This window comes from Limosilactobacillus mucosae (assembly GCF_046939755.1).
Taxonomy (GTDB): domain Bacteria; phylum Bacillota; class Bacilli; order Lactobacillales; family Lactobacillaceae; genus Limosilactobacillus; species Limosilactobacillus mucosae_A.
The window spans coordinates 1-16,774 of record NZ_JBKZAY010000006.1 but is presented as its reverse complement, the minus strand read 5'-3'; the positions used below and the strand labels follow the sequence as shown (position 1 = coordinate 16,774).

Here is a 16,774-nt window from a genome sequence, read left to right as displayed (position 1 = left end):
GGCTTAATCCAGTGGCTTTTTAGCCGTATCCTGCATCCAAGCCAGTGCCAGCGCGCCCTGCCCCAGGTGGACGCCGATTACTGGGCCAAAATAGCTCAATTCAAAGCGAATGTCGGGGTGATCGGCTTGCAGCTTGTCCAGCCATTTTTGCCCTTCTTCAGGACAGTTGGCATGCAGCACCATTGCCCGTACCGGATAGTCGAGCTTGGCCACGTCCTCGTCAAAGATCTGTTCACAGCGCGCCTTGGCCTTTTTCATTGAGCGCACCTTTTCAAATGCTTCAATGGCATAGTTTTGCGTGTGCATTGTCAAAAGCGGCTTGATCTTTAGAATTGAGCCGATAAAAGCCGATGCATTAGAAAGCCGGCCGCCCCGCACCAGGTTCTGCAGATCGTCAACGACAAAGACATTATTGAACGTATCCTGATATTCGCGCAGCTTTTTTAAGATATCATCCAGATCATCGCCTGCCTGAGCTAATTGAGCGGCTTCCAAGGCCAGATAGCCCATCATCTTGACCGTCAAGTGCGAGTCAAACGGGATGATCTTGATCGTATCCTGCATGTCTTGGGCAATCTGCGTAATCGTGTTGAGCAGGCCTGAGATTGCCTTGGTCAGGTGAATGCTGATGACGGCATCGTAGCCTTCATCAGCCAGCTTTTGATAGGTTTCCATCAAAAGACCGATCGATGGCTGCGAGGTGCTTGGAAATGACTTTGAATGAGCCAGTTTGTCGTAAAATTCTTCAGTCGTAATGTCGACGCCTTCTTGATAGCTCTGGCCGTCGATCACCAGTGGAATCGGCACTACCGTAATTTGATTCTCCGCAGCTTCTTGTGGGGTTAAATAAGCGGTACTGTCGGTTACAACCGCGATTTTCATTTAGTTTTCCTCCAGTATGATTGCAGATTTAAAATAATATTTTAGAAAAATAATAGCATGTTAAAAACTGCCGGCCTCAAAACAAGGTCTGCATTTTAATAGGATAGCACATTCAACTCACAAAACCAATTATCCAGCAATTCCAGTTGCCTTAATTTCATAAATCGTCGGTCTGACTTGGTTTTGGATGACAATCAACGTTATAATAGACTAGTTATGCAAAACAAAGGAGGAACGCAAAAATGCCATTTGACGGTTTCTTTACTCATGCTATGGTTCACGAGCTGAATCAAACGCTGCAGGGTGGCCGTGTTTCCAAGGTCAACCAGCCCTATCCTGCCGAAATGGTGATGGTAATCCGCGCCAATCGCCATAACTACTCCCTGCTGATCTCGGCCAATCCATCCTATCCACGCATTCAGATCACGCAGATTCCTTATCAAAATCCCGCTGTCCCTAGCAATTTCGCCATGACCATGCGTAAATATCTGGAAGGAGCGCTGGTAAAAGAAGTCGCCCAGATTGAAAACGACCGGATCGTTAAGCTGACCTTCTCGACTTTAGATGAGCTGGGCGACCCATTGGAACTGGTGATGATGGTCGAAATCATGGCGCGCCACAGCAACGTTACGCTGGTTAATGCCAAGACCGGCAAGATCATTGATGCCATCAAGCATGTCGGCAGCGACGTCAACCGCGTCCGTCTGCTTTTACCGGGAGCAGCCTTCATCATGCCGCCTAAACAGCCGCGGTTCAATCCTTACCTGCCCAACCAGATTTATTCTGACCTGGTTCGCGAGCTAAAAGATGATCCGATTCAGCTTGCCAAAAAACTGCAGGCCAGCTATCAAGGACTGGCACCGGAAACTGCTAGGGAACTGGCGGCCGAGCTTTTGGCCAGCGACAGTCTGCCAAGCGCCTACCAAACTTTTCTGCGTCATTTCGAGGCCCCGCAACCAGTTCTGATTACTAACGAAAAAAACAAAACTAGTTTCGCGGCTTTTACTCCTATCAATACCGCTGATCTCAAGGTGCAGTCGTTTGCCACGCTTTCTGAGCTGCTCGATGCCTACTATGTCAACAAGGCACAGTCTGATCGCACCAAGGAATTAGCCGGTCAGGTATTAAAAGTGGTGCATAATGAACTCAAAAAAGACCGGCGCAAGATGAAGAAGTTTCAAAAAGAGCTGGCTGATGCCGCTGACGCCGACCGCTATCGAATCCGCGGCGAACTGCTCACTACCTGGCTGCATCAGGTTCCCCGTGGCTCTCAGTCAGTTGAGCTGCCTAATTTTTATGATGAGAATCGACCGCTTAAGATCACGCTGCAGCCTGATCTGTCGCCTTCTCGCAACGCTCAGAAATACTTCACGCGCTATAACAAGCTCAAGGCCTCAGTTAAATACGTCAACGAGCAGATGGCGATTACGCAAAAAGAAATCGATTATTTTGAAACGATTCTCAGTCAGATCGACTTGGCTAATCCCAGCGACGTTCAAGAGATTCGCCTTGAGCTCCAGCAGCAGGGATACATCAAGGCTAAACACAAAAAAGGCAAAAAGCAGCGCAAGATTCCTGTTTCCAAGCCTGAAGTCTTCCATGCCGCTGATGGTACGGTCATTTTGGTCGGCAAAAACAATCTGCAAAACGACCGGCTGAGTTTTAAAACAGCCAATAAAAACGAAATCTGGCTGCACGTCAAGGATATGCCTGGCTCGCATGTCGTGATTCGCGATTCCAACCCTAGCAAAGAAACGATCCTGCAGGCGGCTCAGCTGGCAGCCTGGTTCTCTAAGGGGCGCGACTCTGCCCACGTATCGGTTGACTATCTGCCGGTAAAGAACCTGCATAAGCCAAGCGGTGCCAAGCCTGGTTTTGTAACCTTCCGTGGTCAAAAAACGCTGTCGGTAATGCCAAAAAAGCTGCCGAACTAAATAAAAGGACTTTGATGCATTGCCACCAAAGTCCTTTTATTTTAATAATTGCCGACAAACATTCCCTCAGCTTTTGGCGGTTGATATTCGCCAAAGTAGTCGGCAAAATCCAGATCCAGGTAGTCGCATAAATCCTTGACCTCAGTCATTGTCTTATCAATGACCGGAATCCCGTTTGCCTTACGATCAGCCATGGCCAGGATCTCTTTTTCGCCATGCGTATAGATCTTGTCGTGACCATCTGCCTTAGCAGAATCGCGCAGCTTTTGCAGATATTCAGAAAGGTGCTGACTGATTGCCTCACCATCACCAAATGCGTTGAGATTGATGGCCATAAAGCCGTGGCAGATTCCTGACTTGCCATTTTGCATGGTTGATTCAGAGGTCGTACCCATTGAAAGAATCGATGAGAAGATCTCGGCGACCATCCCATTACCATAGCCCTTATGCGACCCCAGCGTTTCCGTATTGCCGCCCAAAGGCATGATGCCGCCGCCGTTTTTGTGAACGATATTGTCCAAGACCATCGCCGCATCGTTGGTTGGCTCGCCTTGTGCATCCAAGGCCCAACCATCTGGTAATGGCTGATTCAGCTTATTGTACATCTCCAGCTTGCCCCGCGTAACGACCGTCGTTGACGCATCAAACAAAAAGTCATAAGGCCGTGCTGGCACGCACCAGGCTTGTGGATTGGAACCGATCATTGCCTGTCTGCCAAACGTTGGGACCATGATGGCCTCGCTGTTGGTACAGGAAAAACCAAGCATGCCTTCTTTAGCGGCCATTTTGGCATAGTACCCGGCAATACCGTAATGATTTGAATTACGAACCGAAACGATTCCAACGCCTGCTTTCTTGGCTTTGGCGATTGCCAGTTCCATCGCGAAATGCCCATTAAGCTGTCCCATGCCATCATGGCCGTCAACTACCGCCGAGACTGGAGTTTCAAAAACGATTTCTGGCTTGGCATCAACTTTCATCGTCCCTTTTTGAATTCCCTTATAGTAGCGGACCATTCGCTGCATGCCATGACTTTGAATACCATACATATCGGCAGTTAATAAAACGTCGGTAATGATGGCAGCCTGTTTCGCGTTAAAACCAAACTTTTGAAAGGCATCCATGCAAAGACGATCAAGCTGTTCGTAGGAAAATTTTACGACTTTATTTTCATTCATTTTGCAAGCTTCTTTCTGTTTATAAAACGCTTCACGACTTAACATGATTAAATCATAACATATTTTCCGCCTAAATTTAAGCGCTTTCATTAATAAATATCAAATATTTTTGTATTTTTTACAAATTTAAAAACGATTGCAAAATTAAAAGAACCAGACATCTTGACCTGCCTGGTTCTTTTAATTGCTATTCAAAATCATCATCACTCAAAAACTGCATCTGACCACCCAAAACCCGGTTGATGGTTGGCTTTTCATGAACAAGATGCAGCGACTTGAACGGAAAGACTGCTCGATAGACTGCCATTTTGGTTTCGCCTTTAGGAACCAGCGCTTCATTTAAGGCATCGCCATCCAGCCGGCCCAATGCCATGCGTACCGTAATTCCCGGCAGATTCAACTTTAAGACCTTCGACAAAAAGGCAATTTCCGGCAATGGCATATGCTGAACCAAAAGCTGCTTAAAGGTACCATCAAAGCGGTGTACAAAAACAACCTGGTAAAGTCCTGGCGCCTTCTGCTCACTAATAGCCTGACCACCTTGCTTTTCCAGCAAAGCAAAATCATGCGGCGTCAAGCGGGCCGGAAAACGCTGCGCAGTCGGCTGATAGCTCAGATCATCGGTTGACTGCAGATCTGCCGTAATGCCCAGCGGATAGATGAGCTGACCGTCAAACAGTGCGTTAAAACTGTCCAGCGGCTCACCGACCGTTAATGAAGTTGGGCGCTGATCTTCAGGAATCTCGGCAATCTGGATGTTTTTGGCAATTGGTCCCAGCTGGTCGATCAATTCATGACGACTAGCCGGAATCAATACGACTTCCGGATGCTCGACGTCCAAAACCGCACGAATGTTTTCTGACTGCAGCGGCTCCAGATAGCGCTTGCGAGCCAGCATCGGCGCCAAGGTTACCGAGCTGGGATTGTCATTGATGATGACGGTCTGGTAGCCATGGTCGCGCAATTCACGCAGCGTGTTGGCAACAAAATAGTCACAGGAAGTTCCGTTGCCCAGCCGCAATGGTCCCGTACCTACAACGACTGCGGTTGGCGAAGGACTTGGATTGGCCTCATCCTCCATTTCATACGTAGAGTAAAAAACGTTGGTGTGCTGATCAAATTCGCCCGCAGAAGGCTCCAGCTCCTTAAAGGTTCGGTGAATGACATGCTCGTCTCGCATTGCTACCACCTTAGTCGTTGGCCATTGCCAGATCTTAGCAATGCTTTCATCGCTCATGCCGCAGTATTTGGCCTTGACCAACAGCTCTGTATCGCCAGGATGGCCCTTGAGCGCATCTTCAATCGTCTGCATCTGACGCAGACAGGCAAAGTAATAGGCATCGATCTTAGTCAGCTCGGTCAGCTCATCATCAGTGTAGCCGCGCCGCAAAGCTGCCAACAGCGTAAACAGACGACCGGCATGCGGATGGATCAAAAGCTGCACCAGCTCATCATCGGAAAGCTGATCCTGTTTTGCCAGGCGTGAATCCTGCTCTATTCTTGGAAAGTCACTGATTGCCTTAAACATGGCCTCAGTCAGACTGCGACCAACGCCAATCATCGTCCCCGTTGACTTCTTGCGCGTGCCAAGCTGCCGATCTGCATCGGGCAGTTCGGCAAACGGCCAGACTGGCATCCGGACGGCAACGTGATCCATAACCGGTTCCGTCACGGCCGCGTGCTTATAGTAGCCGTGGTCAAGATGAATGTCACGCAGCGTCTTGCCGGCATATAATTCGCCACAGACGACCTGCAGGGCATAGCCGGTTGCTGTTGCCGCAAAAGCCGTTAAGCGGTCAAAATAAGGATTATTTTTGATCACGTAGAATTTTCCGTTAGCTTGATCAAGCGCAAATTGAACGTGATTGACGCCGACGATCCGCAGTTTGCGCGTTATGGCAAATGCCGTATCGCGCATGTCTTGAATTTCTCGATCAAGCAACGTCTGGGCCGGAATCACCGCAATTGAATCGCCAGCATGAATGCCAATCGGATCGATATCTTCGACGCAGGCCAGCTGCATCATCGTCCCAAAGCCGTCTCTTAAAACAACGATCTCGATTTCCTTAAACCCAGCCAGACTCTGCTGAACTGTAATCTGACCCGAGCGTGACTGTCTGAGACCAGTTGCCACGGCCCGCTTAAGCTCATCTTGATCATGTACCAGCGAACGCCAGCCCGCTCCTTTGGGTAATACAGAGCGCACTATAATCGGATAGCCGACCCGTTGGACCATCTCCAGTGCATCAACGTAATTATCGACTTTAGAGATGGCCTTGGTAGGCACGTTGAGATTATGCAGCGTCTTGCCGAGCAGCATTGGGTTGTTGATCTGACGAATCGTAGCTTCAGGTACTCCCAAAAGCTCAATGTCATCGGCCTGCAGAATGCCGGTCTCGCTGACTGCCTGAATCAGCTCAAATGCTCGCCGGCCGCCCAGCGTTGGCAGGATTGCATCAGGATGATACTGCTTGATCGTGGCAACGACATTTTCAACCGTCAGTGACTTGATGCAGGCATGATCGATGGCATCCGGACAATCCAAGGTAAAAGAAAATGGATTGTCATCAATGAGGATCGTCTCCCAGCCCTGCTCTTTTAAGACGCTGGCAACCTGAAAAGCCGCAGCATCAAGCTCATCGCCATGTTCAATGCTGTCGGCGCCGGCTCCAATCAGAAGAACCTTTTTCATCGCCATCCCTCCTCGCGCTGCTTCATAATGTCCATAAACTCATCAAAAAGATTGTTGGTTTCATCCGGACCAGGCGCGCCATCAGGGAAGAACTGCACCGAAAAAGCCGGATAGTGACGATGCCGCAACCCTTGAACCGTGCCATCAAGCATATCGACATAGGTAATAAAAAGCTGCGAACGATCGACTGAGTTGCGCCGAATTACATAACCCTCACCTTGAAAAGCAAAAACAATGTGATCGGTGATGATCTCTCGGATTGGATGATTCATGCCATGATGCTCGGTTGCCAAACGCTCAACCTTACACCCATTCGCTAAGGCAAACAGCTCGTGCCCCAGTCCAATGGCAAACATGGGGACCTTAGCCTCAACTTGCCGAATCATTTCCAAGACTGATCGTTTCAATGATTCAGGGTTTCCTGGGCCGCTGGAGAGCACTACGCCATCCGGATCCAATCGCAAAATATCATCAACGCTGGCCGTATATGGCAGCACGGTAACATTGCACTTACGCCGCGAAAGCTCCCTTAAGATCCCGTTTTTAAGGCCAAAGTCAATCACGACCACGCTGCGGCCAATATCTGGATTGGGAAATGGCTTTGGCGTGGCAACCTGAGCAACCTGCTGATTGGTCAAAACGGTAGCATGCAGCTGATCAAACGCATGATCATCAGGGACTGGGACGATACTGCCCTTCATCGGCTGGCCAACCTTTCGCAGATGCCGCACGATAGCCCGCGTGTCAACGTTGGTAACCCCAGGAATATTCATCTGCTTTAAATACTGATCCAGAGTCGTTCCATGACGCCGTTCCTTTAAGGGTGCCAGATTACGGCAGACGACACCTTTGATTGAAGGTACGATCGATTCATAGATATTGCGCTGAATTCCATAATTGCCAATATTGGGGTTGGTAAAAACGACAATTTGATTATGGTAGATTTGGTTGGTAATAATTTCTTGATATCCCGTCATACTGGTATTAAAAACCATCTCGCCAAAAGTTACGGCAGGCGCGCCAAATCCCTCACCCTCAAAGATGGAGCCATCCTCAAATATCAAATATCTTGCTGTCATCCAATCTCATCTCACTTTTTAAGCCGCCTCAAAACTATTCATCACGGCGGTCGGTTTTGTCCAAATGTTCAAGCATCTTGGTAAAGTAGTCCGGCAGCGGCGCGGTAAACGTCATCTCTTGACCGCTGCGGGGGTGTCGAAAGCCCAACAGACCAGCATGCAGATACTGTCCCGGTCCAGCCAGGGTTTTGCGTGGCCCATACAGTGGATCGCCAGCCAAGGGATGCCCGATATAGGCCATATGAACGCGAATCTGATGCGTTCGCCCAGTCTCCAGCCGACATTTGACCAGCGTATAGTGCTGATAACGCTTCAGTACCTTAAAATGCGTTACGGCATGACGGCCATCCAAGACGACTGCCTGTTTCTTGCGATCTTTTTTGGAACGACCCAGCGGCGCATCAATCGTTCCCTGCTCCTCTTTGATCACGCCATGCACCAAGGCGACGTACTCACGCTGGTTGGTCTTGGACTTCAGCTGCGCGGCCAGACTGCGGTGTGCCAGATCATTTTTGGCCACCATCAACAGGCCCGAGGTATCCTTATCGATGCGGTGGACGATTCCTGGCCGAAACTCACCATTGATCGTCGACAGCGGCGAATGATACAACAGTGCGTTGACCAGCGTATGACTGGGATGCCCAGGCGCGGGATGCACTACCATTCCGGCCGGTTTATTGACGACGATCACATCATCATCCTCATAAACGATATCCAGGGGAATGTTTTCTGGTTCCAAATCAATGGTTTGCGGTTCTTCAGGTATGATGCGCACCATATCGCCCACTTGAAGCTTGTACTTGGTTTTAACGGACTGCCCATTAACGGTAACGTGGCCATCCTCAATCCATTTCTGCAGCTGCGAGCGGGAAACATCACTTAGAAAATGGCCCAAAACCTTGTCAATGCGGCCGGTCAGATCGGCATCAATCTTGATTTGGCGTTCTGAGTTCATTTGTGATCATCCTCTTTCAAAACTACGATCAGCATGATAAACACGCCAACCGTTAAACAGGCATCGGCAACGTTAAATACTGGGAAATTGACGTTTCTTAGGGCAAACATATCAACCACGTATCCCTGACTGAGCCGGTCGATAAAATTACCGACTGCACCAGCCATAATCAGCGAAAGTCCTGTCATCATCCAGGCAGAGCGGCGATTTTTCCACATCAGATAAGCTACCACGATAATTGCAATTACCGTTATGACCGCAAAAAACCACTGCCGCCCTTCCAACATGCTCCAAGCTGCCCCGGTATTATGCAGATTATCCAGATCCAGCAGTCCCGGAATGAACGTTCGGCTGCCATTTAACGGGATATTGCTGGTTACCCAGTGCTTGACGATTTGATCGACAATGATCAGACCAACGATTAAAATCAAAGACCATGGCAGCAGCGATTGTTTTTTCAATTGATTCTTTTCTGTTTTATTCATGTTCATTTTTTACTGCATTACCCAGCGTAATCTTTAAAGAGTCGATTGAGCGCGCGGAAAATGAAAAGGTCATGACCTCGCCATTAACCGTGATCGTCATGGTATGCTTGGTAAAGCGAGGCTGGCGAATGTCTTTAAGCGGAATGACCAAAAAACGATTCTGCAGCATACGATCAAATACCATTTTGGTCGGCGTTACCAAAACCGTGCGCCGGCCAATCGCCAAAACTGCTAAAATAATAAAAAGCGCTAAAAGCAATGCCGTAATCCAGTTAAAATGAGTAATCTCCAGCCAGACCACGACACCGGCAATGCCAATCAAAAGCATCCAGCACCATTGAATGGTTGCCGAGGTTAGATCCGGCTGATAAAAGTAGCGTTTTTCTTCTTCCAAAATATCACTTCCTAATGTCAATGAGGTAATCAAATGATCAAACTATATACCGATGCTGCCACCAAAGGCAATCCTGGCCCCACCGGACTGGGAATGCTGATTGTCAAAGACGGCCATCAGCAGCAGCTTAAAGCTTTTTTGCCGCGGGCTTCTAATCATCAAGGCGAATTTGCCGCGGCAATTGAAGGCTTTGCCTATTTAAAAAAACATTTTTCCAATCAAGAGACCGTGCTGTTTTATACCGACAGCCGCCTGCTGAGCGACGCTGTGGGCAAAGAGCATGCGCGTCATTATGAAAACGAGCTGAACGAGCTGTTGACCAGCATGGACGATTTTAAAACCGTCGTAGTCCAGTGGGTACCTGAAAAAGAAAATCAAGGCGCCCACCAGCTGGCCAATCAGGCTCTGCATGAATGGGTCAATCAGCCTGACCATCAGTAACCAGTATATCAAACTTTCTTACGGTCTGATCAACAATCCGTCAGTCGCAATAATTTCTTAAATGCCCTCATCTTACTATATGTAAATTAAGAATTCATGCATTATTTTTAGTCAAAAAATCGCCCTGCCTTGCTTCAGACAGGACGATTTTTTTGCGACTATTTGGGTTACTCAATTACAATGTAGGATTTGATCGTCTTACGGTCAGCCATATCACGATAGGCTTCGTTGATCTGATCCAGCGTGTAGGTTTTGGTAAACACTTTGCCTGGATTGATCTGCCCATCCAAGACCGCCTTTAAAAGCACGTTTTTATCATAGGTCGTCACACTTGCCGAACCACCAGCCATTGCAATATTGTGGGCAAACAGCGTGAATGGATCGACATTGCTGTGCGGCACGCCGATTCGACTGACGTGAGCGCCATTGTGAACTACTGCCAGACACTGATTGATTGAAGCTTCTGTACCGACACAGTCTAATGCCGCGTCAGCACCACCGCCAAGCAGCTCCTTGACCTTTTTTACTCCTTCATCACCACGTTCAGCAACATACGCCGTCGCGCCAAATTCCTGGGCCAGTTTTTGCCGATCCTCATGACGACTCATGATAACGACCTGCGAGGCTCCCATCATTTTAGCAGCAATTACGGCACATTGACCAACCGCGCCGTCACCAACGACAACAACACGATCGCCATGCTTAACCTCAGCCGTTCGTGCGGCATGATAGCCAGTTGCCATCACGTCGGCCAACGTCATAAACGACTTCATCATGCCTTCGCTATAGTCTTCTGGCTGACCAGGAATCTTAATCAAAGCCCAGTTGCCATGCTTAAAGCAAATATATTCGGATTGGAAACCTTCACTCCAGTTATCATAAAGGACCCGCTCGTCGCAGGTGCCATCATAGCCGGCCAGACAGGCAGCACAATGTCCACAGCCATGCGTGAATGGAGCAATAACAAAATCACCTGGCTTGACCGTTGTAATCGCACTGCCGACCTCTTCAACGATCCCAAGCGCTTCGTGACCGCTGTTAACTGAGTCGTTGGCTTTTTGATCACCTGCTGAGTAGGCCCATAGATCTGAACCGCAGACACAGGTCCGGATCACGCGAATAATTACGTCATCATCGGCCTGCAAGGTTGGCTTGGCAGCCTCTTTAATCACCATTTTACCGGGTTCAGCAAAAATTGCCGTTTTCATCCAAAATTCCTCCTTACGATTTCAGCAACCGGATACATCGACTTAGGTACAGCTTAATCCTTAAAGCGTACTTTAAGTCAACCCGTTCAGTCGTTAAAAACAGCACGATTCGAATCATCTGACTTTAATCTTAGGCTATTGATAGCGTCCCGCTACGCTGGATCGCTTTTAATATCAGCTCGGAAATTTTTCAAAAATAAAAACCGACCACCACCACGGGCAGTCGATTCTGCTTAATAAATTTAATGATTGAGCCTAAAGTGCCTGCGTAGCAAATGAACGACTCTCCAAAGCCTTCAACAGGGCATTGACCGTATCAAGCGCCGTCAAAAGCGGGATATTGTGCTCAATTGCCGTCTGCCGAATCACAAAGCCATCAGAAGCCTTTTCATAATCATGTTCCATGGTATTGATAACCAGGTCCACGTCATTGTTCTTTAAGACGTCTAAAATGTTGGCCCGCTTGGAATCCTCTTCATGCAGCTTGCCAACGGTCGTAACGTGCAGGCCGTTTTGCTTTAAGAAATCTGCCGTGCCATCCGTAGCCAAAATTCGGTAGCCGATCTTGGCAAAGCGCTTGGCTAGTGGCAAAATCGTCTCTTTATCACGGTCCTCAATCGTCAGTAAAACATTGCCATAGTCCGGCAGATGCATCTTGGCGCCTTCAAACGCTTTATAGAGTGCCTTTTCAAACGTGTAGTCGCTGCCCATGACCTCACCAGTAGATTTCATTTCAGGTCCCAGGTAGCTGTCAACGTCATCCAGCTTATTGAAGCTAAAGACTGGCGCCTTAACATGAATGGTCTTTGACTCTGGGTAGAGACCATCTTGATATCCTTGACTGGCCAATGACTCGCCCAAAATCACGCGGGTTGCTACCTGAGCCATTTCGATTCCCGTAATCTTGCTCAAAAACGGTACCGTCCGGCTGGCCCGTGGATTGACTTCCAAGACATAGGCCTCATGGTTATGAATAATAAATTGAATATTCATGATGCCCACGCACTTCAAAGCTACGCAAAGCTTCTTGGTAGCGGCCACGATCTGCTGCTTAATATCGTCATCAAAGCTTTGTGGCGGATAGACGGCCATTGAGTCGCCAGAGTGCACGCCGGCGCGTTCGATATGCTCCATGATCCCCGGCAAAAGAACCTCTTTGCCGTCACAGATGGCATCAACCTCGCATTCACGCCCTTCCAGATAGGCATCGACTAAAATTGGATGATCTTCAGCGGCTGGCGCGTTTTGGCTGAGATATTCGTGCAGTTCTTTTTCATTGTAGACGATCTCCATTGCCTTACCGCCTAAGACGTAGCTTGGCCGTACCAAGACCGGATAGCCAATCTCCTTAGCCGCTTTTAAGACGCCTACTCCAGTCGTGGCCGTTAACCCAATCGGCTGCTTGAGCTGCAGATCCTTGATGACTTGATCAAAGACTTCTCGGTCCTCGGCCGCATCCAAATCCTTAACCGTAGTTCCCAGAATCTTGACGCCATGCTCAGCCAAGCCTGCTGCCAGATTGATCGCTGTCTGACCGCCAAATTGAACGATCACGCCCATTGGCTGCTCCAGATCGATCACGTTCAGCACGTCTTCCAGCGTCAACGGTTCAAAATAAAGCTTGTCAGAAACCGAAAAGTCAGTTGAAACCGTTTCGGGATTGGAATTCATGACGATCGCCTCATAGCCCAGTCGTTGAATTGCCTTAACACTGTGGACGGTGGCATAGTCAAACTCTACCCCTTGACCAATTCGAATCGGGCCCGAGCCGATAACCAAGACAGACGGCCGCGTGCTTTTGATGCTTTCATTTTCATGATCATACGTACTGTAGAAATATGGTGTCTGCGACTCAAATTCAGCTGCGCAGGTATCAACCATCTTATAGACTGGTACGATGCCGTTTTGCAGCCGCAGCTGACGGACGCTGTCGACATCAGTCTGCCAGAGATCGGCAATCGTTGGATCAGAAAAGCCGTACTGCTTAGCCAGTTTTAACACAGCGGCGTCTTTAGGGCTGGCCTTGATCTGATCTTCCAGTTCCACGATATGTTTTAAGATATCCAAAAAGTAAACGGTAATCTTAGTCAGCTCATGCAGGTCTTCTAGGCTGTAGCCACGCCGCAGCGCCTCAGCCAGATAAAAGATTCGATCGTCTTGAACGTGCACCAGCTTATCTTCCAGCTCAGTATCAGATGCTGACTGCGCCTCCTTTGAAAACAGGTCTTTTTGATCGATTTCCAGGGAGCGAACGGCTTTTTGAACGGCTTCCTCACAGTTGCGGCCGATTGCCATTACTTCACCGGTGGCCTTCATCTGACTACCCAGACGGCGATCGGCATGAGTAAACTTGTCAAATGGCCAGCGCGGAATCTTGCAGACTACATAGTCCAGTGCCGGTTCAAATTCAGCAAACGTCGTCCCGGTAACCGGGTTTTTGATTTCATCTAAAGTCAGACCAACGGCAATCTTCGCAGCCATCTTGGCAATCGGATACCCAGTCGCCTTGGAGGCCAGGGCCGAGGAACGCGATACCCGCGGATTAACTTCGATCACGTTGTATTGATAACTATTGGGATCAAGTGCTAGTTGAACGTTGCAGCCACCTTCGATCTTGAGCGCCCGAATCAGTTTGAGCGCGCAGTCACGCAGCATCTGATATTCACGATCAGAAAGCGTCTGACATGGAGCAAAAACAATTGAGTCACCCGTATGAATCCCGACCGGATCAAAGTTTTCCATACAGCAGACTACCATGGCATTGTCAGCGGCGTCACGCATTACCTCAAATTCGATTTCTTTATAGCCGGCAATTGATTTTTCAATCAGACACTGGGTTGCCGGTGAAAGATCCAAACCATTAGCAGCAATGGCCTTCAGCTCGTCATCGTTATGGCACATGCCACCACCAGTGCCACCCATTGTAAACGCAGGCCGTACAATGACTGGATAGCCGATCGCATGGGCAAACTCAAGCGCCTCATCAACCGTGGCCACCGTCTTGGAGGCAGGCACGGGCTCGTTTAAACGCTGCATCAGCTCTTTGAATTTTTCCCGGTCCTCGGCCTCATCAATCGAATCCAGCTTGGTACCCAGCATCTGAATGTTCAATTCATCCAAGATCCCCGTCTTGCCCAGCGCCACTGCCAGGTTCAAGCCGATCTGTCCTCCCAGCGTCGGCAGGATTGCATCTGGATATTCCTGGCGAATAATGCGTGACACTGATTCGACTGTCAAAGGTTCAATATAAACATGATCAGCAATCTCGGTATCCGTCATGATCGTTGCCGGATTAGAGTTAACCAGTACCGTCTCATAGCCTTCCTCGCGCAATGCCATGCAGGCCTGGGTTCCTGAGTAGTCAAACTCGGCTGCCTGACCAATGATGATTGGTCCCGAGCCGATTACCAAAATTTTATGAATATCTGTCCGTTTAGGCATTGGTGCGTGCTTCCTTTCGTTGATCTACCATGCTGATAAAGTCGTCAAACAAACCGTCGGCATCATGCGGACCCGGGGCGGCATCTGGGTGAAACTGAACCGAGAATGCCGGATATTGACGATGCCGCAATCCTTCAACGGTACCGTCGTTGATCTCGATATGCGTAATCATCAGCTTTTCTTTATCGATTGAAGCTGGATCAACCGCGTAACCATGATTTTGTGAAGTAAACACGATCTGACCAGAGGCGATGTCTCTGACTGGATGATTGAATCCGCGGTGACCAAACTTCATCTTGTAGGTGCTGGCACCATTGGCCAAGGCAAAAATCTGATGTCCCATGCAGATGCCAAAGACCGGCAGATGCCTTTCAATCTCAGCAACCATTTTGGCAGCCGCTGTCATTTCTTCAGGGTTGCCAGGGCCATTTGAAAGCAGCACGCCATCCGGATGCAGATTTAAGATCTCTTGAGCCGTTGTTGAATATGGCACCACGATCGTATTACAGTCTCGTTTGGCCAGTTCGCGCAAAATGCTGTGCTTGGCGCCAAAGTCAACGACCACGATATTGCGCTTGGTCCCAGGATTAGGATAAAGCGTCTTGGTTGAGACTTGGCTGATAATGCCTTGGGTTGGATTTTGACTCTTTAGTACTTTAATCACACTGTCGGCATCGGCGATTGAGTCGGTAATTCTTCCGCGCAGCGTACCGAAATGACGCAGCTTGCGGACCAGCTCACGTGTATCGATGCCCTGCAGTCCTGGAATGTTCATCTTTTCTAAAAAGCCCGGCAGAGTATCCTGCATGCGCCAGTTGCTTGGAATACGGGCTACCTGCCGACAGATGACGCCCTTGATCTGTGGCTGTAGCGATTCAAAATCGTCCAGCGTTACGCCATAGTTGCCGATCAGTGGATTGGTAAATACCAGGATCTGATTGGCATATGATTGATCGGTAATCGCTTCTTGATAACCAGTCATCCCTGTGGTGAAGACGACTTCGCCAGTGGTCTGCACATCCGCGCCAAAGCCCTCGCCTTCATAGATTGAGCCATCCTCCATAATCAAATAACGTTTCATTACAATCTCCCTTTTCTAAACGATCTCAATCAAGCCTGTGCCATTTCGTTTTGCTTGATTAAAACGACGCTGTCTTGACCATCAATCTCGCTTACATTAACCTTTACGCGCTCCTGCATGGACGTAGGAATGTTCTTGCCGACAAAGTCAGGTCGAATCGGCAGCTCACGATGTCCCCGATCCACCAGTACCGCCACTTGCACTCGTTTAGGCCGTCCTTGGTCCATAATGGCATCCAATGCTGCTCGTGTCGTGCGGCCGGTAAAGAATACGTCATCGACCAATACCACGCGCTGATCGTTGATGTCGGCACCCAGCTTTAGATCTTCATTGCTAACGGTCGGTCGTCGATCATCGCGATAGTTGGTAACGTCCAGCTCACCAACCGGTACCTGCACGTTTTCCAGTTTCTGCAACTGATCGGCAATGCGACGCGCCAAATAGACTCCCCGCGTCTTGATCCCAACCAGAACCAGCTCCTGCGTACCCTTGTTGCTTTCGACAATTTCGTAGGTGATTCGCGTTAAGGCCCGTTTCATGGCCATCGCATCATAAAATTCTTTCATTTCGCCAAACTCCTTACAAAATTTGTCCAATAAAAAAGCACTGCCTCACGACTCGTGAACCAGTGCTCCAACATATTGTTTAAAAAGCGCGACCAAAACGTCGACCAAATTTAAACGATGCTGCCTTGCTAGCCTCACGGGACTAAATTTAAAGGACATATAGATTGTTATTTAATTTAATGGATAGCTATGCGTTTGTCAAGCATATTTCTAAAATTAATGATTATTGTTTCAAAATCAAGCGCTTACATATTAATTAGAAAAAGACCGTTTTTAAGGCAAAAAACACTGGATTCATGCAATTTTAACGTTTATTACCGCCAGTATTCCCTTTTGTTTAAGTAAATTAAATCATTTTACTTTAATGGTTTAATAATTTTTATTCATCTTTTATACATATTCAGCAATTAAAAAAGTCCGATGCAGCTGGCATCAGAC

The 16,774-nt window shown here is 48.5% G+C and carries 13 protein-coding genes; 2 read left to right on the top strand and 11 right to left on the bottom strand.

All coding sequences use genetic code 11. The features are described 5' to 3' along the window. Positions 1 to 3 precede the first annotated feature (3 nt). Positions 4 to 882, bottom strand: coding sequence for a DegV family protein (locus tag ACLUWI_RS03425; RefSeq protein WP_033935340.1), 879 nt, complete (start codon positions 880 to 882; stop codon positions 4 to 6). Positions 883 to 1,124: 242 nt separating this feature from the next. On the opposite strand from ACLUWI_RS03425, the gene ACLUWI_RS03420 reads away from it, so the two are divergent. Further along, positions 1,125 to 2,816 (top strand): NFACT RNA binding domain-containing protein, encoded by a 1,692-nt coding sequence (locus tag ACLUWI_RS03420; protein ID WP_412146157.1) that lies wholly within the window; start codon positions 1,125 to 1,127, stop codon positions 2,814 to 2,816. 41 nt (positions 2,817 to 2,857) lie between these two features. Here the strand turns inward: ACLUWI_RS03420 and ACLUWI_RS03415 are convergent, their stop codons facing one another. The 6 genes from ACLUWI_RS03415 to ACLUWI_RS03390 all read right to left on the bottom strand — a co-directional run bounded on the left by ACLUWI_RS03415 (position 2,858) and on the right by ACLUWI_RS03390 (position 9,599). After that, a complete protein-coding gene (locus ACLUWI_RS03415) occupies positions 2,858 to 3,994 on the bottom strand; it encodes an Ldh family oxidoreductase (RefSeq protein WP_412146156.1) in 1,137 nt (378 codons plus the stop codon). Between the two features lie 187 nt (positions 3,995 to 4,181). Next, a complete protein-coding gene (locus ACLUWI_RS03410) occupies positions 4,182 to 6,686 on the bottom strand; it encodes a carbamoyl phosphate synthase large subunit (protein ID WP_412137883.1) in 2,505 nt (834 codons plus the stop codon). Beyond that, entirely contained in the window at positions 6,683 to 7,765 is a 1,083-nt protein-coding gene (locus ACLUWI_RS03405) for a carbamoyl phosphate synthase small subunit (RefSeq protein WP_045025404.1), read from the bottom strand. Before ACLUWI_RS03405 ends, ACLUWI_RS03410 begins: the two co-directional genes overlap by 4 nt. A 34-nt stretch (positions 7,766 to 7,799) precedes the next feature. Beyond that, positions 7,800 to 8,720, bottom strand: coding sequence for an RluA family pseudouridine synthase (locus ACLUWI_RS03400; protein WP_033934738.1), 921 nt, complete (start codon positions 8,718 to 8,720; stop codon positions 7,800 to 7,802). Then, on the bottom strand, positions 8,717 to 9,205 hold the full coding sequence (lspA, locus tag ACLUWI_RS03395; RefSeq protein ID WP_048345222.1) for a signal peptidase II: 489 nt from the start codon (positions 9,203 to 9,205) through the stop codon (positions 8,717 to 8,719). The genes ACLUWI_RS03400 and lspA overlap by 4 nt, the downstream gene beginning before the upstream one ends. Then, on the bottom strand, positions 9,198 to 9,599 hold the full coding sequence (locus ACLUWI_RS03390; RefSeq protein ID WP_045025405.1) for an EbsA family protein: 402 nt from the start codon (positions 9,597 to 9,599) through the stop codon (positions 9,198 to 9,200). The genes lspA and ACLUWI_RS03390 overlap by 8 nt, the downstream gene beginning before the upstream one ends. A gap of 33 nt (positions 9,600 to 9,632) precedes the next feature. On the opposite strand from ACLUWI_RS03390, the gene ACLUWI_RS03385 reads away from it, so the two are divergent. Next, on the top strand, positions 9,633 to 10,040 hold the full coding sequence (locus tag ACLUWI_RS03385; RefSeq protein WP_045025406.1) for a ribonuclease HI family protein: 408 nt from the start codon (positions 9,633 to 9,635) through the stop codon (positions 10,038 to 10,040). A gap of 167 nt (positions 10,041 to 10,207) precedes the next feature. On the opposite strand, the gene ACLUWI_RS03380 is transcribed toward ACLUWI_RS03385, so the two are convergent. The 4 genes from ACLUWI_RS03380 to pyrR form a co-directional block, all read right to left on the bottom strand. After that, positions 10,208 to 11,248 carry a zinc-binding dehydrogenase gene (locus ACLUWI_RS03380; protein WP_045025407.1) on the bottom strand — a complete coding sequence of 347 codons (1,041 nt, stop codon included), beginning with the start codon at positions 11,246 to 11,248 and terminating at the stop codon, positions 10,208 to 10,210. A 255-nt stretch (positions 11,249 to 11,503) separates the two neighbouring features. Continuing rightward, entirely contained in the window at positions 11,504 to 14,689 is a 3,186-nt protein-coding gene (carB, locus tag ACLUWI_RS03375; protein ID WP_412146155.1) for a carbamoyl-phosphate synthase large subunit, read from the bottom strand. After that, a complete protein-coding gene (locus ACLUWI_RS03370) occupies positions 14,682 to 15,770 on the bottom strand; it encodes a carbamoyl phosphate synthase small subunit (RefSeq protein ID WP_412146154.1) in 1,089 nt (362 codons plus the stop codon). The genes carB and ACLUWI_RS03370 overlap by 8 nt, the downstream gene beginning before the upstream one ends. 29 nt (positions 15,771 to 15,799) lie before the next feature. Continuing rightward, positions 15,800 to 16,336 carry a bifunctional pyr operon transcriptional regulator/uracil phosphoribosyltransferase PyrR gene (pyrR, locus tag ACLUWI_RS03365; RefSeq protein ID WP_412146153.1) on the bottom strand — a complete coding sequence of 179 codons (537 nt, stop codon included), beginning with the start codon at positions 16,334 to 16,336 and terminating at the stop codon, positions 15,800 to 15,802. Between the last annotated feature and the right edge of the window lie 438 nt (positions 16,337 to 16,774).